At 39.6% G+C, this 22,024-nt stretch carries 16 protein-coding genes; 14 read left to right on the top strand and 2 right to left on the bottom strand.

Features of this window, described 5'->3' with window-relative positions; all coding sequences use genetic code 11:
* The first annotated feature begins 16 nt into the window (after positions 1-16).
* The 7 genes from G508_RS0117080 (at position 17) to G508_RS0117050 (ending at position 9,397) form a co-directional block, all read left to right on the top strand.
* Complete coding sequence (locus G508_RS0117080; RefSeq protein WP_026706449.1) at positions 17-3,178, top strand: efflux RND transporter permease subunit; 3,162 nt, start codon at positions 17-19, stop codon at positions 3,176-3,178.
* Positions 3,179-3,194: 16 nt separating this feature from the next.
* Positions 3,195-4,805 (top strand): MFS transporter, encoded by a 1,611-nt coding sequence (locus G508_RS0117075; protein ID WP_026706448.1) that lies wholly within the window; start codon positions 3,195-3,197, stop codon positions 4,803-4,805.
* 124 nt (positions 4,806-4,929) lie between these two features.
* Entirely contained in the window at positions 4,930-5,841 is a 912-nt protein-coding gene (locus G508_RS0117070; protein WP_026706447.1) for an NAD(P)/FAD-dependent oxidoreductase, read from the top strand.
* Positions 5,842-7,155, top strand: coding sequence for an APC family permease (locus tag G508_RS19240; RefSeq protein ID WP_035695045.1), 1,314 nt, complete (start codon positions 5,842-5,844; stop codon positions 7,153-7,155).
* A 25-nt stretch (positions 7,156-7,180) separates the two neighbouring features.
* Positions 7,181-7,894 carry a class I SAM-dependent methyltransferase gene (locus tag G508_RS0117060; protein ID WP_245569889.1) on the top strand — a complete coding sequence of 238 codons (714 nt, stop codon included), beginning with the start codon at positions 7,181-7,183 and terminating at the stop codon, positions 7,892-7,894.
* A gap of 48 nt (positions 7,895-7,942) precedes the next feature.
* A complete protein-coding gene (locus G508_RS0117055) occupies positions 7,943-8,500 on the top strand; it encodes a class I SAM-dependent methyltransferase (protein ID WP_245569888.1) in 558 nt (185 codons plus the stop codon).
* A gap of 69 nt (positions 8,501-8,569) precedes the next feature.
* Positions 8,570-9,397 carry an RteC domain-containing protein gene (locus G508_RS0117050; RefSeq protein WP_026706444.1) on the top strand — a complete coding sequence of 276 codons (828 nt, stop codon included), beginning with the start codon at positions 8,570-8,572 and terminating at the stop codon, positions 9,395-9,397.
* A gap of 12 nt (positions 9,398-9,409) precedes the next feature.
* Here the strand turns inward: G508_RS0117050 and G508_RS0117045 are convergent, their stop codons facing one another.
* Both G508_RS0117045 and G508_RS0117040 read right to left on the bottom strand, forming a co-directional pair.
* Complete coding sequence (locus G508_RS0117045) at positions 9,410-14,791, bottom strand: N-6 DNA methylase (RefSeq protein WP_026706443.1); 5,382 nt, start codon at positions 14,789-14,791, stop codon at positions 9,410-9,412.
* On the bottom strand, positions 14,778-15,215 hold the full coding sequence (locus G508_RS0117040; protein WP_026706442.1) for a DUF1896 domain-containing protein: 438 nt from the start codon (positions 15,213-15,215) through the stop codon (positions 14,778-14,780). Before G508_RS0117040 ends, G508_RS0117045 begins: the two co-directional genes overlap by 14 nt.
* Before the next feature lie 164 nt (positions 15,216-15,379).
* On the opposite strand from G508_RS0117040, the gene G508_RS0117035 reads away from it, so the two are divergent.
* From G508_RS0117035 to G508_RS0117000, 7 genes are all read left to right on the top strand, one after another.
* The gene (locus G508_RS0117035; RefSeq protein ID WP_026706441.1) at positions 15,380-15,943 is read left to right on the top strand and encodes a helix-turn-helix domain-containing protein; all 564 of its coding nucleotides are present in this window, start codon (positions 15,380-15,382) and stop codon (positions 15,941-15,943) included.
* Positions 15,944-16,027: 84 nt separating this feature from the next.
* On the top strand, positions 16,028-18,442 hold the full coding sequence (locus G508_RS0117030; protein ID WP_026706440.1) for a heavy metal translocating P-type ATPase: 2,415 nt from the start codon (positions 16,028-16,030) through the stop codon (positions 18,440-18,442).
* Between the two features lie 101 nt (positions 18,443-18,543).
* Entirely contained in the window at positions 18,544-18,768 is a 225-nt protein-coding gene (locus G508_RS0117025; protein WP_026706439.1) for a heavy-metal-associated domain-containing protein, read from the top strand.
* A gap of 680 nt (positions 18,769-19,448) precedes the next feature.
* Positions 19,449-20,333 (top strand): DUF3347 domain-containing protein, encoded by an 885-nt coding sequence (locus G508_RS0117015; protein WP_026706437.1) that lies wholly within the window; start codon positions 19,449-19,451, stop codon positions 20,331-20,333.
* An 11-nt stretch (positions 20,334-20,344) separates the two neighbouring features.
* Positions 20,345-20,866 (top strand): DUF305 domain-containing protein, encoded by a 522-nt coding sequence (locus tag G508_RS0117010; RefSeq protein ID WP_026706436.1) that lies wholly within the window; start codon positions 20,345-20,347, stop codon positions 20,864-20,866.
* A gap of 39 nt (positions 20,867-20,905) precedes the next feature.
* Positions 20,906-21,568 carry a DUF3347 domain-containing protein gene (locus G508_RS0117005; protein WP_026706435.1) on the top strand — a complete coding sequence of 221 codons (663 nt, stop codon included), beginning with the start codon at positions 20,906-20,908 and terminating at the stop codon, positions 21,566-21,568.
* A gap of 1 nt (position 21,569) precedes the next feature.
* Positions 21,570-22,019 carry a heme-binding domain-containing protein gene (locus G508_RS0117000; RefSeq protein WP_026706434.1) on the top strand — a complete coding sequence of 150 codons (450 nt, stop codon included), beginning with the start codon at positions 21,570-21,572 and terminating at the stop codon, positions 22,017-22,019.
* Positions 22,020-22,024 lie beyond the last annotated feature (5 nt).

The following is a 22,024-nucleotide window of genomic DNA, read 5'->3' as shown; positions in this document are numbered from 1 at the left end:
CAAAATCAGATTTTCCATGTCAATAACAGAACTATCCATAAAACGACCGTCATTCATCATGGTCATTTTCATAGCACTGACATTTTTGGGCATAATAAGCTATTCAAGGCTGAATTACGAGCTTACCCCGGATATGTCAATGTCAATGTTCAGCATCACAACAGCGTATCCGGGAGCTTCGCCCAGTGAAGTAGAAACCGGCATCACCAAAAAAATAGAAGATGCGGTTTCAGGTATCGATAATATTGATGCCATCAAATCTACTTCACTAGATGGCATGTCCTCCATAACTGTACAGTTGAAAGTTGATGCAGATGTGGAACAAGCCATGCAGGATGCACAAAGAAAGGTAAATGAAGTGGTCAAAGATTTGCCTGCAAGTGCCAAACCACCGGCTATAGGCAAATTTTCAATGACAGATATGCCTATCATGCGATTCGGCTTGACAGCAAGAATGAACCCGACAGACCTGTATGCATTGATAAAAGATGAGATAAAGCCGGCTATTACCAAAATTAAAGGGACAGCCAGAGTGGAACTGGTAGGTGGTGAAGAGCGGGTTATAAAAGTGAATATTAACCGGAGCAGAGCCGATCAATACGGGGTTTCTTTACTTCAGGTAAATCAGGCTATCAACAATGCCAACCTCGAATTTCCAACAGGAAAGCTGACCAATAATCAGTCAGAAACCAACATTAAGCTCAAAGGAAAATACCAGTCGATTGATGATATCAAAAATCTGATCATTAAAAACGATCCCACTACCGGTTCCAAAATAAGGCTTTCTGACATTGCCGCTGTTCAGGATGGTGTAAAAGACATTACTACATTTAATCGGATAGATGGAAAAAACTCAATAGGCCTTCAATTAATTAAACAGAGGGATGCCAATTCTGTAGAAGTGGCAAGAGCCGTCAAGGAAACATTAAGCGAAATAGAAAGCACTTACGCAAAGCAGGAATTAAAATTCAACATTGCTAACGATAGTTCCGAATTTACTATAGAAGCGGCCGATCTGGTAATGTTCGATTTCTTTTTAGCCATTGTAATTGTAGCCGCTGTGATGTTGCTGTTCCTTCATAGCCTTCGTAATTCCCTGATTGTTATGATCTCTATACCTGCATCACTTTTGTCGGTGTTTATTGCGATGAACCTGCTGGGCTATACCATTAATCTTTTAACCCTGATGGCTATTTCCCTTGTTATCGGAATATTGGTTGACGACAGCATAGTGGTACTGGAAAACATTTACCGCCACCTTGAAAAAGGTAAAGACAAGGTCAGAGCCTCTATAGACGGCAGGCAGGAAATAGGTTTTACCGCTGTCGCTATTACGCTGGTAGATGTAATCGTTTTTCTACCGCTCACTATGGTAGGCGGGATCATATCCAATATGCTGGGACAATATTCAATGGTGATTGTCATCGCAACATTGATGAGTTTATTCGTTTCTTTCACACTCACGCCTTTATTGGCTTCGCGCTGGGCAAAAGTTGAACACCTCAACACGAATTCAGTATTTGGAAAGGTATTAACGGTATTTGAAAATTGGCTTACCCGGCTAACAAATTTCTATGGTCGTATGCTTGCTAAAGCTTTGGCTAAGAAGCGATGGGTATTGGGAGGGTCTTTTGCACTGATCATCGCTTCTTTCATGCTGGTAGGTGCTGGATTTATTGGAGGGGAATTCGCCAGTAACGGCGACAAAGGTGAAGTACTGATTAACCTTGAACTGCCTCAAAGCGTAACACTTCAAAATACGGATGAAACCGTTAAGAAAGTAGAAAGATTGCTGTTTGATAAACCTGAGGTGGCAAAAGTATATTCAAGTATCGGTACCAGCTCCGGCTCTATGGGCAGTAGCAGGAATACGCAGAACAAAGCGGAGATCAATATCAAGCTTGTATCCAAAGAGGAAAGAACTCAATCATCCGACTTGTTTGCACACTACACCAAATTGGAACTGGAAAAGTTGCTGCCCGGTGTAAAGGTAAACTCTGCCATTATGAATATGATGGGAACCTCAAACGATGCCCCTATTTCATTGGTCGTGTCCGGTAATGATCCTGATAAGATTTATACAGCAGCCGTAGCTATTGCTGATAAGTTGAAAACAATTAAAGGAACATCGGATGTAAAATTATCTGTTGAGAAAGGAACGCCTGAATTGCAGGTAGCAATTGACAGGGATAAAATGGCGGATTTGGGTCTGAGTATGGATGTCGTGGGAATGTCAATGAACATTGCTTTCAGTGGAAATACGGATGTGAAGTTTAGTGACAAGCAGAAGGAATATGACGTTGAAATTGCCTATGACAAATTCGACAGGAAGAATGAGGAAAGCCTCCGTAATCTTTCATTTGTCAACTCGATGGGACAATCCGTGAAATTGGAGCAGTTCGCTGATTTTAATTATGGAATAGCTTCCAAACAATTGGATAGGAAAGACAGAATGCCTTCTGTTACGATTACATCACAAGTACTGGGGGTTACACCAAGCGTTATCAGCACTGAACTGGATCAATTCATACAAAAAGCCAAGTTTGACAAAGATATAAACATTGATGCCGAAGGCGAGATGAAATATATGAAGGAAACATTTTCCAACCTCTTGCTGGCATTAGTAGCTTCCATACTGCTAGTGTACCTGATTATGGTAATGCTCTATAACTCTTTTGTATATCCTTTCGTCGTATTCTTTTCCATTCCTGTAGCCATTATAGGTGCATTATTGGCACTGGCCTTAACCATGCATACCCTCAATTTCTTTTCTCTATTGGGCATGATTATGCTGATAGGGTTGGTTGCCAAAAATGGGATACTGATCGTGGATTTTGCTAATCAGTTAAAAGCAAATGGAAAGAACACCATTGAAGCACTGATCCTAAGCGGAAAAGCCAGACTCCGTCCCATATTAATGACCACGCTTGCCATGATTTTCGGAATGCTTCCCATTGCCTTATCATCTGGTGCCGGAGCGGAATGGAAGAATGGTTTAGCCTGGGTGTTGATTGGTGGTTTGACCAGTTCAATGATACTCACTTTGTTTGTTGTACCGTCCATTTATCTCCTTGTCGATTTGATAAAAGGTGAAGTAAAACGCAAAGATGTAAAACCGTTAATCAAAGCAGTGAATCTGGATCAGCCATTAGTTGAAATGGTTGAAGATATTAAGTAAAAAATAAGCATAGAAAATGAACACGAATAAAACAACAAATAGCACACTGGAAACAGAGGTAGAAACAACACCACCCCATTTAAAGAAAATATTAATAACCGTATGCATAGCATTAATGGCGGTCATTGCCTCCGTAAGCGGATTGAACGTAGCACAACCGATGCTGGCGATTGAATTTGGTGCATCCCAAAACACGGTTTTATGGATGATTAATATTTATACCCTGACACTGGCTGCTCTATTATTACCTCTTGGTGCTCTTGGTGACAGGAAAGGAAGAAAGAAAATGTTACTTACCGGACTTATCATCTTCGGAACGGCTAGTGCACTGTCAGGTATAGCAACAAGTGCAGCTATGATGTTGATTGCCCGATTGCTTACCGGTATAGGAGCTGCGTTGATTATGCCCGTGACATTAGCTGTAATTACTTCCACTTTCCCGAAAGAAGAACGATCCAAAGCAATAGGGATTTGGACAGGTGTTGCCGGAGGTGGCGGTATTTTAGGAATGTATCTTTCTGCACTATTGGTAGATGTTGCGAGCTGGAGGTGGTTATTCCTGTTGCCAGTAGTACTTGCCGCAGTATCCATAATGATGACCATTCGTTTTGTTCCTAATTCAACGGAGAAAACCAGCCATCCATTTGATATCGTAGGTTCATTACTCTCCGTGTTGGCTACCGTAGGTGTTATTTATGCGTTGCATGAAGCACCTGCATTGGGTTGGAATGAACCCTTAGTGTTGGTGAGCTTGTTCGTCGGTATAAGCGGTACAATTGGTTTTATATTATGGGAACTACGGCACAAAGCCCCCTTGCTGGATATCAGACTGTTCCGTGAACGAAGCCTTTCAAGTGGTTCTATCTCGCTTTTAACTGTATTTGGTGTGCAGGCAGGTATATTCATAGTACTGTTCCCATTTTTTCAGGGCGTATTGGGCTGGTCAGGTCTGCGTTCTACATTAGGAATGATGCCGATGGCAGTTTTGATGATGCTTAGCTCAGGTATGGCTCCAAAGCTGGCATTAAGAATTGGCAGCAAATACACCATGGCTTTGGGGATTGCATTCGGTGCATTCGGTGCCATGCTGATGGCTGCTTTTGTGTCTGCTGAAACAGGATACCTGTCTGTACTGCCCGGCTTAATGGTCATGGGTTTAGGTATGGGATTTTCGATGACTCCTTCCACAGAAGCCATTACCGCTTCACTGCCAACTGACCGACAAGGAGTTGCTTCTGCCTTGAATGATATTACCAGAGAATTGGGGACAGCTTTAGGAGTAGCCTTGCTTGGACCGCTGGTAACCGCAGGCTACAGTACTTCTATAGAAGCAAAATTAAAAGGGTTTTCTCAGGATATTATTGCGACTTCTAAAGAAGGACTGGCACATGCTCTGGCAATTGCACCAAATGCTGGAGGTCAGAAAGAAATGCTAATCCATTTTGCAAGAGAATCTTTTGTTACAGGCTGGCAACAAGCGATGTGGATTGGAGCTTTCATCATGACAGCCCTCTTTCTGTATATCCTGTTTAAAGGGCCACAAACAATCGGTAATAAGAATGCTTCAGTTGTGATTAATTCTGAAAGTACATCCAATAACCAAATGGAAAATCAGATAGATGGATAGCATTAAAAATAATTCTGGAAAAGATTTGAGGCTGTTAACGAGAGCCGAATTTATTTCGCTAGGTGGATTGTCAATTGCCGGAATGCTATTTTTTCCGCTCACTTCATTTACAAACAATAATAAAATGAAAAAGCACACAAACTTTGATGTCATTATTATAGGAGGAAGTTATGCCGGATTGTCGGCAGCTATGTCTTTGGGACGTTCGTTGAGAAACGTTTTAATCATTGATAGCGGATTACCTTGTAATAGACAAACACCACATTCTCATAATTTCATTACGCAGGATGGTGAAAAACCCGGCAACATTACAGCAAAGGGTAAAGCCCAGGTATTGAATTACAAAACTGTACTATTTCATGAAGGACTTGTGGTCAGTGGAATAGAAATGGATAATGGTTTCGAAGTTGTGACAGATAAAAAAGAGCGGTTTACAGCGAAGAAACTGGTATTTGCCACAGGCATTAGAGATATCATGCCAAACATTAAAGGTTTTGCTGAATGCTGGGGCATTTCCGTGATCCATTGCCCGTATTGCCATGGATACGAGGTTCGTAACATGAAAACCGGACTATTAGCAAATGGTGATCGGGCTTATCATTTATCGTCTATGATTAATAATCTTACTGATGACCTAACCATTCTTACAAACGGCAAGCCTGATTTCTCTACTGATCAAATTAAAACATTGGATAAGCATAAGATTTCGATTGTTGAAAATGAGATAGTCGAGATAGTTCACGAAAATGGGTATATAAAATCTGTCGTTTTTAAAGATCGAGGTATCCAGCATTTTGAGGCGGTCTATGCCGCAGTTCCTTTCGAACAGCACTGTGAAGTTCCGGTGGCATTGGGTTGTGAACTTACAGCGTTCGGTCACATAAAGGTTGATGATTTTTATAAAACAACGGTTGAGGGAGTATATGCATGTGGCGACAATACAGCCATGATGAGGTCTGTAGCAAATGCCGTTTCTGCGGGAAATATGACAGGTGCTATGGTAAATAAAGAACTAACCGACGAATACTTTTTATAGATGCAAAAGAAATTAGCGTATAAAATATCCACTCTTGCTGGTGTTGCTATCGTAATGGCCAACATGATAGGCACAGGTGCATTTACCAGCCTGGGATTTCAATTGAAAGATATGGGGCATCCCGCATCTATACTCACACTATGGATACTGGGGGGCATATTAGCATTAGCCGGGGCTTTCAGCTATGCAGAAGTAGGCACTTATATACGCAAATCAGGCGGAGAATACGCTTTTCTTTCTGAGATGTATCATCCTATAGCTGGGTATCTATCTGGTTGGGTATCACTTACCGTGGGTTTTGCGGCACCCATTGCTCTTGCAGCGATTGCATTTACAGAATATTTTAGTTTCGGGGATTATAATATCAAATGGATTGCCATCTCCGTTATTGCCGTTATTACTTTCATTCACACGAAAAACCTGAAAACCAGTTCCAAATTCCAGATACTTTCCACATTGTTTAAAGTACTGATAATGGCCGTAATAATTCTTTCAGGCATAGTAGTAGCGGAACAGTCTGAAGTGAGCTATGAGATCAACCAGCAGTACTTCTCTGAAATACAATCAGGAGCTTTCGCCATCGCATTAATTTATGTGAGCTATTCTTACTCTGGTTGGAATGCGGCTGCCTACATCTCCGAAGAGTTTGAAAATCCCAGAAGATCTTTGCCAGTTGCACTCATAGGAGGTACTTTGGCAGTAACCATACTATATACCTTGCTACAGTTTGTTTTTCTAAAACATATTCCTGCTGCCGAATTAGTCGGAAAGTTGGAAGTCGGAGAAATTGCTGCAAAAAAAATGTTCGGTACAGATGTCGGAAAACTGTTCGGTATTATCATATCTTTTTTACTGGTGTCAAGCATAAGTGCTATGGTCTGGGTAGGACCTCGGGTTACGGCGAGCATGGCGGGTGAGCATAGGCTATGGCAATACTTCAAAGTAGAAAAAAACCAGGTGCCGAAAAGAGCCTTGTGGTTGCAGTTCATACTAAGTGTTATTTTAATTGTAACGGGTACATTCGAACAAATTATGATATACTGTGGCGTTTTACTGAGTATGTCCACTATGCTGGTGGTGCTTGCTGTATTTATAATACGGCGTAAAAATCGCAAGAAGAGTAACGAAACTTATCGCAGTCCCTTTTTTCCTTTTTTTCAAATAATCTTCTTATCAGGATCCCTATGGATGATTGGTTACACGATTATTCATCATCCGATGGAGACTATGATTGGATTACTAAATCTGATTCTTGGTTTAGCAACCTATTACTGGAGCAACCGCCTGAAGCCTGACCCCTCTTTTGAATCTTAATTGTTAAACACATAAATTAAATAAAATGAACAGAAAAAAAATGAGTAGCCAAATCACTGGCGGATTATTAGTAGCGATGCTTATGTTATCTTGTAACAGCAATGCACAGCATACAGATCAAAAGCATCATAACGAGAAGAAACACTCTCACTCAGAGCATGCTTTCGCAGATAAGGAAGCAGTAGCTAAAATGGCTAAAAACTTCGAATCGGCCGAAAGAGATTCCATGCAGCATCCCCAAAAAGTATTGCAATATATGGGAGATCTTAAGGGTAAAAAAATAATGGATATTGGTGCAGCTACTGGCTATTTCTCTGTAAAGTTTGCTGCTAAAGGAGCACATGTTATTGCTGCAGATGTAAGCGATGCCTTTCAGGATTATCTTAAAGAGAGGATTACTAAAGAAAGCATAAAGAACATAGAGCTTCGGAAGATTCCTTATGACAGTCCGTTACTTAAAGATAATGAAGCGGACATTGTTTTTATTGCCAACACTTACCATCATATAGATAACAGAACCGAGTACTTTTCTAAAGTGAAAAAAGGTTTAAATAAAAATGGTGAACTGGTAATTGTTGATTTTTTCAAAGCAGTATTCACTGAGAAAGTACAGGCACCGGCTATGACCATGAGGGCATCTGTGGATGAAATCGTATTTGAACTGAAAAAGGCAGGTTTTACGTCTTTTGAAGTTGAAGTAAACCTATTGCCGTATCAGTATATCATCAAAGCTAAATAAAATTTTATGATTGAATTTTGGGAAGAAGCATTTAAGAGTAAGCAGGAAATGTGGGGATCCGTCCCCACACAAACTGCCGTTTTATCCGCCGAACTATTTGCAAAAAATGGCTTGAAAGAAATATTAATTCCCGGTATTGGTTATGGTAGGAATGCTACACCTTTCCTCAACAAGGGAATGACTGTAACAGGCATTGAGATTTCCGAAACCGCTATCCACCTTGCAGAAAAGAATTTTGGAAAAACGTTGAAAATCCATCATGGGTCGGTAACGGATATGCCGGTTGACCAAGCTATATACGATGGCATATTCTGCCATGCGTTAATCCATTTGCTGGACGAAAATGAACGAAAAAAATTGATTTCGGACTGCTACAACCAACTTGCTACTGGAGGGTTAATGATTTTCTCTGCGATCACTAAGGATGCTTCCACCTATGGACAAGGTACACTGATAAGTACTGACCGATACGAACAGTTTGGTGGAGTAAATATGTTTTTCTATGACCTAGAGTCCATCCAGCAGGAATTTGGTAATTATGGACTTCATCACATCGAGACGGTTGTGGAGAACTATCCCTTCTATCTGATACAATGTATTAAGTAGATAAATATGTGCATTGTGTCATTTACGGGCTATCATTCGAGTACATCATTGAACTCAATAAATTGGATTATGGTGAAGTTTTACAAAGACATATTAAATCGGTTAGAAGATGATATTCATAATTTAGTTTCTGAAATTGATGATACAATTGTGCTATCAGAATCAATAATAAAGTTGATTCTGAAACATGTTGCTCAAATGAAGCTGTTTATAGCTGAAAAGGGGTTTAAAGATGTTAATGAAGAAATCTATTTTTTTAAGCATCTCAAGCCTTCCATATTATCTAAATTGATTTATTACAATGCAATCTATAAAATTGAAACAAAAAAGCCTTTTGGTAATAGGAAGAACATTCGAAAATATCTGAAGGTCGAACTTTATAAACTAAAAAGGTTTTTTGATAACAACCGTGATTTTTACAAATATTACAGAACCAATAGTACTTACCTGGATCATAAATATTTTGTAAGAAGCAGTCACGATATCAAACTATGTTTGGATACTTTCTATTTTGAAGCCGATCATAGTTTCTCTACCTCTCATGACTACAAAGTCGCTAAAATAATTGCCAATGACCTGATACAGGTCTATATTGAGGATCAACTCAATAGTACAAGCAAGCAAAGAAAAAACGAGGGTTCAATGTTAAACTGGACAGCCAGTAAAACTGCTTTAATTGAACTTATTTATGCTCTCCACGCACAGGGTGTGTTTGAGAATGGCAATGCTGATATAAAATTAATTGCAAAAAGCTTTGAAAGTTTCTGCAATATCGATCTCGGTGATTTCTACCGTACTTATCTAGAATTGAAAAACAGGAAACTTAATCGGACGAAATTTTTGGATACCATGCATGAAAGTCTTCTAAAAAAGATGGATGAACAAGATGAGAGGTAACTATTTTCAAAATCACAATCGTATAGACGATCGCTCTTTATTTGTGGCTTTATCAATAAATGGCGTTGGTGCATCCTCTGAAGGTTCGGGAGTGATTGACAATTGTATTTTTCGTTCTACAGAAGCCAACTCCGTTTTGAGTTCGCTCAAGCGGATTTCCTTACTCCAATTTCCGTTCACTACTTCCTGAAGAATAGGCAGATCTTTTTGTATTTCAGCAATTTTCTTTTGTTCTTGATCAATATAAGCCGGTAGTTTTTCCAATGCGTTGAGAAAATTCATTGATGCCAATTTTTCATCTTTGGCTATAATACCGTTATTGTAGGTGTATTTAATATTTCCCTCGCCCTGTATCAAAAATCGGTTTACCCGAATATCCACGCCCTCTTTCTGCGACATTTCTGTTTTTACTAAAAGTTGAAAACCGTAAAGGCTTCCGATTTCTTCATAATCCCCACCTGTACGTGCTTTGTCCGCAAGTTGGTTGAGCTTTGCACCGATTTGTTTGATGTCCGCATTGGCCGGTAAGCCATCTAATTGCATAGGATTTGCGATTGTGCCGTCCGAACGTTTTTGGATACGCTCTTGCAGATTATTCCAATCAAGGCTCATACGGTCAAAGCGGGATTTGGCTTTGTCAAGTTCTGCCGAATAGTCTTCCAGCTTATACCTGGCACTGAATTTAGAACGATTGAAAGCTTGCTTTTCGCTTTCCAATCCGGCAATCTGCTTTTCCAGTTTGGCTTTATCCAGTAGATCTGTATTTCCTGATAGGATAGCCACATATTCCGAAAAGTTCATTCCTGATTTTTCGTCCATGCTACCCTCATCAATAGTTCGCTTGCCAAGGTTGTTGGTTTTTAATTGGTCTATAAATAGTTGCTTATTGTATAACAGATTAAACTTATAGCTGTCCAATGATTTTTCTACGGCATAAATGATTACATCTACTTTATTTTCTGCAAAAAACTTGGCGATCTCATTGCCTTTACGAACAGCTCTGCCGTCCCTTTGGGCAAGGTCGCTTGGTCGCCACGGCGTATCGAGATGATGAACGGCAACGGCTCTTTTTTGCGCATTCACACCAGTACCCAACATACTTGTAGAACCGAAAAGTATGCGGATTTTACCTTCATTCATTCCTTTAATAAGCTCTTTGCGTTGCTTATCATTTTTGGCTTCCTGTATAAAGCGGACTTCGTTTGCAGGGATGCCGTGGTCTTCCACGAGCTTGCGTTTGATTTCGGAGTAAACATTCCATTCGCTCTGCTTGTAGGTTCCCAAATCGGAGAAAACAAACTGAGTTCCTTTTTGTGAGTTGTATTGGTTGTAATATTTAGCAATGTTGGCTGCACAATGCGAAGCTTTGTTGTCGGGGTGGTCATCATAAGCACCGTTTACCATTCGCATATCCAAAGACATCTTACGGGCATAGTCCGTCGCAATAAGCATCTTTGCTTTTTCTTCAGATGGAGATAATGGTGCTCTTCCCAATAACGTAGCATTTCCCGATTTGGCAAATTCCATCAATTTTTGAATAAACTCTTCTTGATCGGGTGTAGGCGGTATATTATACAATACTTCGTTCTTATTAGGTCGGTCGATACCAATATCCTTTGCGGTACGATAATCCGTGATTTCGGAATAGAACTGTGCTAGTTCCGGCACTTTGATAAAATAGCGGAAACGTTCTTTTGCAACAATATTGTTGGCAACCGAAAATTCATAATCGGTCGTTTTCCTTGCGTAAATAGCTGCCCAAGCATCAAAGGAGTGAATGCCTTGTTTTTCCATTGCTCTTGGTCTGAGGTATTTGAATAGTAAGTACAGTTCGGTTAATGAATTACTGATGGTAGTTCCCGAAAGAAAAGTTGCCCCCATATCTGCATTTGTGCGTTCCTGAATGGTACGAATGGCAAATAGCAGGTTGATTGCTTTTTGACTGCCGTCAACATTACCTAATCCTGCAACTCTGGAATGCCTTGTATTGAACATCAGGTTTTTGAATTGATGGCTTTCATCCACAAACAGATGGTCTATACCCATCATCTTAAAATCGACCACATCATCTTTACGATTTTCAATATCGTGTTGCAGGGTTTTGAGTTTGACTTCGAGGTTTTCTTTTCGCTTGATTACACCGGCAAGCATTCCTCTGGTCACTTCCTTGCCTTGCGATTGCAGGGCATCAAGGTTACGCTCCACGCTGTCCAACTCAATTTCTAAGATTTCCTTCTGAATTTCGGGAGATTGTGGGATCATTCCAAATTGATCATGTGTGAGAATAACACAATCCCAATCGTTGTTTTTAATGTCGCCAAAAATACGTTGGCGTTTTTGGGGTGTAAAATCTTCTTTGCCTGGAAACAATATTTTTGCGTGTGGATAAGCGGTACGGTAAGCTTCGGCAATTTCGTGAACATTGCTTTTTAGCCCGATAATCATAGGTTTATGAGCCAACCCTAAACGCTTCATTTCCTGGGCTGCCGTACACATTACCAATGTTTTTCCTGCACCTACTTCGTGGTCGCAGATAGCACCATTGTTCAGCTTAATCATCCAAACCGTGTCCTTTTGGCTGGAATACAAATCTTCAATTCCGAGTGCTTTGCGGTCTAAACCGGGAAAGTCCTGATGAGTTCCGTCGTAATTCGGACGGACAAAGCAATTAAACGTGTCGTTGTATTTGTCGGTAAGTCTTGTCTTAAATTCATCATTTTGGGCATGAAGCCATTCTGTAAAAGCGGTTCGGATTTCATCAATCTTAGTATTCGCCATTTGTATGGCTTCCATATCCCGTACCTTGACTTCTTGATCGCCAACCATCACTTTTTTGGTAATATCAGGTGTAGTATTGACAAGGGCGTGTTTGAGCAGAGCAATCCCGTCAAACGTCCGGCTTTCAGCTTTTACGGCGTATTTATCCCATATATGAACATTCTTTTGTTTACAGCTTACAGAAAAATCATCAGAACTCTCCGAGTAATGAATGTTCACGTCCGTATCAAAAAGATGTGAAGCAAACCGGCCATAAATACCAGTGGGTATCCAACGCTCGCCGAGGTTAAAATCCAATTCTTCAAACTCAATACGTCTTGGTCGGGCTTCTTCCAAAACGGTAAGGCTTGCTTTAGCCTGTGCATCATCAGGATCATTTTCGATATATGCTTTGACTTCTTGGGCTTTTTCCACTACGTTACCTGCAATCCAGCGTTCGGATATCTCGTATTCCTTTTGTAGAGGATTGTAATAAATACGACCGTGTAAGGCTTCTTTCAAAGCGTCATCAGTCATACTGCTGATTTCGGACATATAATCCAAATCCACGTTTCCGTACTTATTGAGCGAGGCCGCTAATGCTTCTTCGGGATTGTCCGTTGTTATGGTTAAGGTAGAAAAACTTACAGGGCGACTGAATATATCGGCCTTGTGTACCACGCCACCAACCACACGTTCCAGATAAGGTATTTCCTTTCCGGAACTATCCGTTTTGATGAGCTTGATATTATCGGCACTGTTGAGGTTTCCGTGCCTTTTGACAAAGGCATCGTATAATTGATTAAGATTTTCTCTTTCTTCTTTGTGTTCGGTCTGAAGCTTCGCCTCCTTATTGTAAAGATCTTGGTAAACATCACGTACAGCAATGTAGGCTTCGGCTCTTACTTTTTGTGAGGGTGGTAATTGCAATGGGTGGAATACGGCTGCACCATTTGATGTATCTACATTTTGCAGATGACCGACCCAACCATTATCCAATACAAGGCAATCGTTTCGGTGGAATGATTTTAATTCTCCACCATACGGAGCAGGTTCAGGAATGGTGTCGGGAACGGCTGGCTTATCAGCTTGGCCATTCACGTTGATACCCGAAAACAGGTCGCCGATGGCTTCCTGTTTTTTGCCATTGGTAGATGTGCTTACGTTGGCAGTTCTATCGGTAATCGGAGGTGTATAAGGTTGCTGCATCCCATTGAACAGATCGGTCTGGCGACCTATTGCACGGCGGTTTGCTTTAGTGCTTTGCCTTTTGGCTTGCTTCGTTCTTTTGGGTGGATCAAGAACCGCTACCGGTTCATCTATATTTTCAAACAGATCGAAAATGCTTAATTGCTTTAATTCCTGTTGACTTTGCTGAATAATTGTAGGTGTATCTAATGACTGTCGTTCCTGACTGATTAATATAGGTTCTACAACTGGCGGTTGCGGTGTTAAGAGAATTTGTATAACAGGTTCATCGTTACGCTCTCCTTTATATAAATTCAAATCCAAATGCTTTTCAAAATCATCCGTAAGCATTTGTTTGAGGTCTTTGGCAATTCCTGTAACCCCGCCTTTGTGTGTAAAAATTAATGCAGGTTTTCCGTATGGGTCGGTATCTAATTTCTGTTCGGTATGCACAATCCTTGTGCTATCCTGAAAAAGTGCATTGCCAGGCGTATTGTACTGCGTTTGCTTGCTTTGGCAAAAGAGTTCTTCGGTTTTGGTCAGACCTCGTTTTGCCATATTCTTTTGCAGGATAATCAGGTCACTGCCGACCTCTGTACCTGCATAATCTGTAAACAGGTTGTTAGGTAAGCGGATAACCGAAACCAAATTATTATCCTGCATCAATGCCCTGCGTATGGGTTCGTTCTTTTGGCTATTGAGAATGCCCTGCGAGGTAATGTACACTAATAGTCCACCCTCACGGAGCATATCAGTACCTTTCAGAAAGAAGTAATTGTGAATGCTTCGTGTAGCTTGTACTTTGGCTGTGTCTTTACTTCTGGAATAAGAAAGATCAAATACGGATGTATCGCCGAACGGGATGTTGCTGGCAATCACATCATAGCTGTTCTGTTCCTTTTCGGGAATTTCCTCAAAACCGCTCACACGGATATTGCTTTCGGGATAAAGCTGTTTTAAAATATTGCCTGTGAGCAAATCCTTTTCATAAGCGGTAACATTTGCCAATTGATTTTCCGAAAAGGATTGTATGAATGAACCGATACCTGCGGATGGTTCAAGGAATTTATCAATGTCCAGACCACTGTCACGCAAGCTTGCGGAAATAGCATCAATGACCTGTGGCGGTGTATAAAAAGCCGTCAATACAGAACTTTTCATACTATCTACATATTTGCGGTATTGCTTTTCGTCTTCGGAATTTTCTTTGAGTAGTTGGTGGAGTTCCTGCGTAATCGGGAAAAGGTCGTGTTCCGTTTTCTTCCAATGATTGATGTCTATTTCATTTACTATAGGGTTCAGTACGAATTTTAGACCACCAAATCCGCTGTATTGCATCATTAGCAGTCTTTCGCCTACGGTGGCTTGTCGTTTCTCCTTTTCCAGTTTAAAAGCAATTCGTAAGGCATCAATATTCAGTTGGAGATGTTGGCGTTTATTGAAGCCCATTTTCCTCTATCCAGATTGCGATGGTTCCGGTTATTTCGGTATAGAGCAGGTCGTACTCTGTGTTATAAGCGAAATCATCGGTTAGTTCATAGCCGGAGAAAACAGGCTCGCAAACAGGAAACATTTTAAGGGAGAACGGTCGCAGTTCCTCATCTGCCATTATGGTATCAAACTCATTGCATACCACCTGAAACACGGTATCGAATTTGGAGAAATGCAAGCCCTCAAAAAGTATGTAATTGGCTATTTCGTTGCATTGCTCAATAGCGTTTCCCGAACTAAAAGCCCCCTCGTAGGCATTGGCAGCCCACGAAGAACGTTGCTCAACAAATTTTTGGTCGTTTGCTTTTTCGGGGAAGCTGGTATTTAATAATTCTTGTAATCGTAACCTGAAATACGATAGGTCTTTTTGCTGTGTATCCATACTATAATTTTGTTTAGAATTTTACTTGAAGCCTAAAATTATAGCAGTAGATAAGTGCCTTTGAAGATGTGGCAGGATTTGGCGTTGAGAGGCAGGATTTGGCGTTAAAAGATATAATGCCAAAGATTAATTTGTACCTTTGTTAAGGTCGTAAAAAGGTATATATGAATACACTCTTTATTAAAAATATGGTTTGCAACCGCTGTATTATGGTGGTGCAAAATGAATTGGATAAATTAGGTTTGACTGTAAAAAAAATCAAACTTGGAGAGGTAACATTGGATAAAGAGATTACACCAGAAGAAAAAAATAATTTAGATAAGGTTTTAATTCCATTGGGCTTTGAACTCATTGACGATAAAAAAAGCCGCATCATTGAAAAGATAAAAAATATAATTATTGACCTTGTGCATCATCAGGACAATGACACCAAATCCAATCTTTCAGATGTATTAAGTAGTCAATTGCACCACGATTATAATTACCTATCCAATCTCTTTTCGGAGGTGGAGGGTATTACTATTGAAAAATACTTTATTGCCCAAAAAGTAGAAAAAGTAAAAGAGCTGTTGGTATATGATGAACTGTCTTTGAGTGAAATTGCCTTTCGTCTGAACTATTCGAGTGTAGCCTATTTAAGCAACCAGTTCAAAAAAGTAACAGGACTGACACCGAGCTATTTCAAACAAATAAAAGAAGGTAAAAGAAAGCCGTTGGATAAATTGTAAATCTTACAAATCATTCCCAAAATTTCACAATAGCGTCCATTAATATAATAGCCAATTTTGTATTGTTAATTAAAGCAAGCAATTATGGCAACGAATAATAAAGAAACCATTTATCTTCCTTTGGAAGATGTAGAAAGTGAACATTGTGCATTAATCGTTGAAAAAGGATTAGCACAGGTTAAAGGTATCGCAACCCACAAAGTAGAGCTGAATAACCGCAGGGCAGCTATCACGGTAGATAATAGCGAAGCAATAGGCGAAGCGGTTAAAGCTATCAAAGACTTAGGTTATGGTGTTTCCACCATAAAAAATACATTTCCAGTAATAGGTATGACCTGTGCCTCTTGTGCGAGCAGTGCCGAAAGCATTGTAAAGCATCAGGAGGGCGTTATAAATGCCTCCGTAAACTTTGCTACGGGAAACCTTACCGTTGAATACCTGCCTAATATGACCGATGCTTCAAAATTGCAAAAGGCGGTACAGTCAATTGGGTACGATTTGTTGATTGAGGAAGAAAATAAGCAGCAGGAAACATTAGAAACTATCCACGCTGAAAAGTTCCAAAAGCTAAAGACCAAAACCGTATGGGCTATTACCCTGTCATTGCCTGTTGTAGTGATAGCAATGTTCTTTATGGATATACCTTATGCCAATCAAATTATGTGGGCATTTTCTACACCTGTTGTATTGTGGTTGGGCAGGGATTTTTTTATCAATGCCTGGAAGCAGACAAAACATCGTTCAGCCAATATGGATACATTGGTAGCATTGAGTACAGGTATCGCCTACCTGTTCAGTGTATTCAATATGTTGTTTGCCGACTTTTGGCATCAAAGAGGATTACACGCCCACGTATATTTTGAAGCAGCAGCCGTAATTGTCGCATTTATTCTGTTAGGAAAATTACTGGAAGAAAAAGCCAAAGGCAATACCTCTTCAGCAATAAAAAAACTAATGGGCTTACAACCTAAAACCGTTATTGTGATACAAACGGACGGAACGGAAAAACAGACCGCTATTGAGGATGTAAACGCAGGCGACGTTATCCTTGTAAAGCCGGGCGAGAAAATTGCCGTTGATGGTATGGTTACTTCGGGCAGTTCTTACGTGGATGAAAGTATGTTGAGTGGCGAGCCTGTACCTGTACTGAAAAAAGAAAACGAAAAAGTATTTGCAGGAACTATTAACCAAAAAGGAAGTTTCCAGTTCAAAGCGGTTAAAGTGGGAAAAGAAACAATGCTTGCCCATATCATCAAAATGGTGCAGGACGCACAAGGAAGCAAAGCACCTGTACAAAAATTGGTGGATAAGATTGCGGGTATCTTTGTTCCGGTTGTGATAGGGATTGCCATTCTCGCATTTATCCTATGGTTTGTTTTAGGAGGCGATAACGGGATTGTTCAGGGGCTATTGGCAGCCGTTACGGTATTGGTTATTGCTTGTCCCTGTGCTTTGGGATTGGCTACACCTACGGCTATAATGGTTGGCGTTGGCAAAGGTGCTGAAAAAGGTATTTTGATAAAAGATGCCGAAAGTTTAGAATTAGCCAAAAAAGTTGATGCCATTATTTTAGATAAAACAGGAACAATTACAGAGGGTAGACCAGAGGTAACAGGCGTTCAATGGCTGAATAATGATGATGCGTCCAAAGACATTTTATTAAGCATTGAAAAGCAATCCGAACACCCATTGGCAGAAGCAGTAGTAAAACACTTGGACGGAGCAGCAATCATAACCTTAACACAATTTGACAGTATCACAGGTAAAGGAGCAAAAGCCGACCATAATAACGAAACATATTTTGTAGGCAATAAAAAACTGTTGGCAGAAAATAACATTACTATTGCGGAACAATTACAAAAGCAAGCCAATGAATGGGGCAAACAATCAAAAACTGTTATTTGGTTTGCCGACAGCAAACAGGCACTTTCCGTATTAGCCATATCAGACAAGATTAAAGAAACATCGGTAGAAGCCATCCGCCAAATGCAGGAAATGGGCATTGACCTGTATATGCTGACAGGCGACAACGAAGCTACAGCCAAAGCCATTGCGGAGCAAACAGGCATTAAGCATTACAAAGCAGAAGTATTGCCACAGCACAAAGCAGATTTTGTAAAAGAATTACAAAGTAAAGGTAAAGTAGTGGCAATGGTTGGGGACGGTATTAATGACAGTACCGCTTTGGCAACAGCCGATGTGAGTATAGCAATGGGCAAAGGTTCGGACATTGCAATGGACGTCGCCAAAATGACCATCATTTCATCAGACCTGACTAAAATACCGCAGGCAATAAAATTGTCAAAACAAACCGTAGCCACCATTAAGCAAAATCTGTTTTGGGCATTTATCTATAATTTAATAGGTATTCCCATTGCGGCAGGTATTCTCTATCCGATAAACGGTTTCCTATTAAACCCGATGATTGCAGGTGCAGCAATGGCATTGAGTAGCGTGAGTGTAGTAACTAACAGCTTGCGGTTGAAGTGGAAAAAGTAAAACAGTAAATCTCACAAATCAAATAAGAAATTCCACAATAATACAGAATGGCATCGTACCGAAATTTGTATCAATAAATAACATTCTAAAACAGTAAAAAAATGGAAAATAAAAATCTTCAATTCAAAACAAATATTAATTGTGGTGGTTGCGTAGCATCAGTAAAACCACATTTGGATAATGCTGATGGCATCTGTCATTGGGAAGTGGACACAACAAATAAAGACAAAGTATTGACCGTGAAATCGGAAGGAATGACCGAACAGGAAATTATAGATACGGTTAAGAAAGCAGGCTTTACAATAGAACCACTAATCAAAAAATAATTTTAACCTATAAATACCTGTTTGATTAGATAGTGTATAACAATTACAACAGATAATTAAATAGGTATTTACTCAAGGAGCATAAAAATGACAATAGAAATATGTCATTTAAACATTTTTATCTGAAATTCTATATTTGAAGTTTATGAAATGCAAAAGATAGCAATTAAAAGAAATAATTTCATAATTTTGTAGTGTTGAAAAATTTGAGTAAACATATCAGCTTTGTCATCTTATTGTGTTTGGGCTTTTTCCTAATGCCAAGCATAAGCTATGCTTGTGCAAAAAAAACAGCTAAGACAGAACAAAAAAGTTGCTCAAAAGAAAAATCTGAAAAATCTCACCATAAAGACAGTTGCAAGGACAAGTCTTGTAAAAAATGTAAGGATGGTCACGACTGCGACGGCAATTGTAAACAGGGCTCTTGTGGATGTAGTACTTCTTCATCTTCTGTTAGTTTACAAATACCAATAGATTTAAAAGTAACAACCCCTTTTGCCGAAACTAAAAAGCAAAAATTCGGGTTCAAACAAGCCTACTATTCTTCGGGCTACTCTTCCATTTGGCAACCGCCTAAAATAAGCTAAAACGGTGGCTTGATAGCCACAAATATGTCTTGTCGAAAGCTATTTAGTTTTCGCACAATCTTTGTTTATCTTACTAAATTAAAAATTTTCAAAATGAAATCATTATCAAAAATAGTGATGGTAATCGTTGTATTACTATCGTCAGTAAACAGTTTCGCACAAATCAAGAATGCGAAAACAGAAACCGTAAAAGTTTATGGCAATTGCGGTATGTGTAAAGCCACTATCGAAAAAGCAGGAAACGTGAATAAGGTAGCCAGTGTAGAATGGAATAAAGACACTAAAATGGCTACGCTCACTTATGATAGCGATAAGACCAATCAGGACGAAATATTGAAACGTATAGCTTTGGCAGGGTACGACAGCGAAAAATTCTTAGCACCTGATGATGTATATGCAAAATTGCCGGGATGTTGCCAGTACAGCAGAGAATTAAAGCCAGCCGCAAAATCCAATGATGCGGGTATGGATATGAAAAACGAACACGCCAACCATAACCACAACGAAATGGCTGCAACAAATACTGCCGATGCCCAAAATGCACCACAACTGAAAGCTGTGTTCGACAATTATTTTTCCGTGAAAGATGCTTTGGTAAAAACTGATGCAGGTACTTCATCTGCAAAAGCTGCCGAATTGGTAAAAGCCATCAAAGCGGTAGAAATGGCAAAACTTTCTACTGAAGAACATACAGCTTGGATGAAAGTAATGAAAGACCTGACGGCAAATGCCGAACAGATTGCTGCTTCCAAAGATGTTGCCAAACAAAGGGAAACTTTCGCTTTGCTTTCTAAGAATATGTATGAATTGGCTAAGGTATCAAAACAGGAAACACCTGTTTATTATCAGCATTGCCCAATGTACAATAACGGGAAAGGTGCAAATTGGTTAAGCAAGGAAGAAGCCGTTAAAAATCCATATTACGGTTCTCAAATGCTAACCTGTGGCAGTGTACAGGAAACAATTAATAATAAATAAAATATTCTGTTATGGAAAATATAGAAAACAAACTCGATATGCACCACCACGGGGCAAATGACGGGCATAACGGCAAACATTCTTCAGCAATGTACAAACGGTTTGCTATAATGGCTGTTGCAATGTTCGCAGCAATGTACTTCCTAATGTATGCTATGATAGACAGATTGGATAATCTTATCCCGAACATCAATAATTTATATATGACCCTGCTGATGGTTTCGGCAATGTTGGTCATTGAATTATGGATAATGAAAGGAATGTATCAAAACAAAAAAATCAACTGGGCAATCATTACATTTTCCCTTGCAATTGGCATTTTCTCTTGGTTTGGCATTAGGGAGCAAATAAATGTGGGCGACAAACAATTTGTAAAAGGAATGATACCGCACCACGCAGCAGCAGTGCTGATGTCTGAAAAAGCAAAGCTAACCGACCCCGAACTGATAGAGTTGCAAAAAAACATACTCGAAACACAGGCAAAGGAAATCGAATTTATGAAGCGAAAGCTGAAAGAATTTGAAAATAAGTAACCCGCAAAAATTTCTTTAACAACATTAAATAGCATTAAAATGAAAAATATATTTTTCTCCATCATCGCACTGGCAACGGTTGCAGCAATTACAGTTTCTTGCAATCAGTCTTCTAACAAAAATAGCGACCAGCAAGCCAATGACAGTACAACAATATCCGGAACTCAAAACTTGCCATCATCAACACAAAATGATACGGATAGTACAATGGCATCAATAGATACCACAGCAAAAAAAATTGAACAACAAGAAGTAAAAGAGGTAGCGCAAAACTTCTCTATTGCACCTATTGTTAAGGATTATTTGGCTTTAAAAAATGCACTTGTATCAGATAACGACAAAGCTGCTGCTAACGCAGGAAAGCAATTATATACTACCTTAAAAAATGTAGATATGAAAGCTATCCCGGCGAATAAACATAAACAATATATGGAGATAGCAGAAGATGCACAGGAAAACGCAGAGCATATTGGCGACAATGCCGGAAAGATAGCACACCAAAGAGAACATTTAGCATCGCTAAGCAAAGACGTTTCCGACCTTATTGCACTGTTCGGAACAACCCAAAAATTATATCAGGACTATTGCCCGATGTACAATGATGGCAAAGGTGCTGTTTGGATTAGCGAAGCTAAAGCAATAAAAAATCCATATTACGGCAGTCAGATGCTTACCTGCGGTTCTGTAAAAAAAGAATTTTAAAATGAAGAAAGTACTAAAGATAATATTGGCAATAGTGCTGTTTATTTTTATTGCAATTCAATTTTACCAGCCTGCCCTTAATGTAGATAAAGGGCAGGTTTACACAACCGATTTTACCCAATTCTATAAAATGCCTGTTCAGATAAAAGCGATGTTTCAAACCTCTTGCTACGATTGCCATAGCAACAATACCAAATACGTTTGGTACGATTACGTACAGCCCGCAAGAGCATTGGTAGAAAACCACATCAAAAACGCAAAAGAAGATTTGAATTTCAATGAATGGGGTACATACTCAAACAGGAAACAAGAAAGATTATTAAACTCAATCAAAGAACAAATAGAAACGAAGCAAATGCCCCTGTCCTCATATACATTGATGCATACTGATGCAAAACTGAATGACGAGCAAATCAAAACATTAACCGACTGGCTAAAAGAACAGGAATGAGTTTC

The sequence above is a fragment of the Flavobacterium soli DSM 19725 genome (assembly GCF_000422705.1).
Lineage (GTDB): Bacteria > Bacteroidota > Bacteroidia > Flavobacteriales > Flavobacteriaceae > Flavobacterium > Flavobacterium soli.
Note: the sequence above shows the minus strand (reverse complement) of the source record. Positions and strands in the feature narration are given on the sequence as shown.

Excerpts from the sequence above, each read along its gene's own strand:
- G508_RS0117080 (WP_026706449.1), top strand. The coding sequence starts at position 17 with ATGTCAATAACAGAACTATCCATAAAACGACCGTCATTCATCATGGTC.
- G508_RS0117075 (WP_026706448.1), top strand. The coding sequence starts at position 3,195 with ATGAACACGAATAAAACAACAAATAGCACACTGGAAACAGAGGTAGAA.
- G508_RS0117070 (WP_026706447.1), top strand. The coding sequence starts at position 4,930 with ATGAAAAAGCACACAAACTTTGATGTCATTATTATAGGAGGAAGTTAT.
- G508_RS19240 (WP_035695045.1), top strand. The coding sequence starts at position 5,842 with ATGCAAAAGAAATTAGCGTATAAAATATCCACTCTTGCTGGTGTTGCT.
- G508_RS0117060 (WP_245569889.1), top strand. The coding sequence starts at position 7,181 with ATGAACAGAAAAAAAATGAGTAGCCAAATCACTGGCGGATTATTAGTA.
- G508_RS0117055 (WP_245569888.1), top strand. The coding sequence starts at position 7,943 with ATGTGGGGATCCGTCCCCACACAAACTGCCGTTTTATCCGCCGAACTA.
- G508_RS0117050 (WP_026706444.1), top strand. The coding sequence starts at position 8,570 with ATGGTGAAGTTTTACAAAGACATATTAAATCGGTTAGAAGATGATATT.
- G508_RS0117045 (WP_026706443.1), bottom strand. The coding sequence starts at position 14,791 with ATGGGCTTCAATAAACGCCAACATCTCCAACTGAATATTGATGCCTTA.
- G508_RS0117040 (WP_026706442.1), bottom strand. The coding sequence starts at position 15,215 with ATGGATACACAGCAAAAAGACCTATCGTATTTCAGGTTACGATTACAA.
- G508_RS0117035 (WP_026706441.1), top strand. The coding sequence starts at position 15,380 with ATGAATACACTCTTTATTAAAAATATGGTTTGCAACCGCTGTATTATG.
- G508_RS0117030 (WP_026706440.1), top strand. The coding sequence starts at position 16,028 with ATGGCAACGAATAATAAAGAAACCATTTATCTTCCTTTGGAAGATGTA.
- G508_RS0117025 (WP_026706439.1), top strand. The coding sequence starts at position 18,544 with ATGGAAAATAAAAATCTTCAATTCAAAACAAATATTAATTGTGGTGGT.
- G508_RS0117015 (WP_026706437.1), top strand. The coding sequence starts at position 19,449 with ATGAAATCATTATCAAAAATAGTGATGGTAATCGTTGTATTACTATCG.
- G508_RS0117010 (WP_026706436.1), top strand. The coding sequence starts at position 20,345 with ATGGAAAATATAGAAAACAAACTCGATATGCACCACCACGGGGCAAAT.
- G508_RS0117005 (WP_026706435.1), top strand. The coding sequence starts at position 20,906 with ATGAAAAATATATTTTTCTCCATCATCGCACTGGCAACGGTTGCAGCA.
- G508_RS0117000 (WP_026706434.1), top strand. The coding sequence starts at position 21,570 with ATGAAGAAAGTACTAAAGATAATATTGGCAATAGTGCTGTTTATTTTT.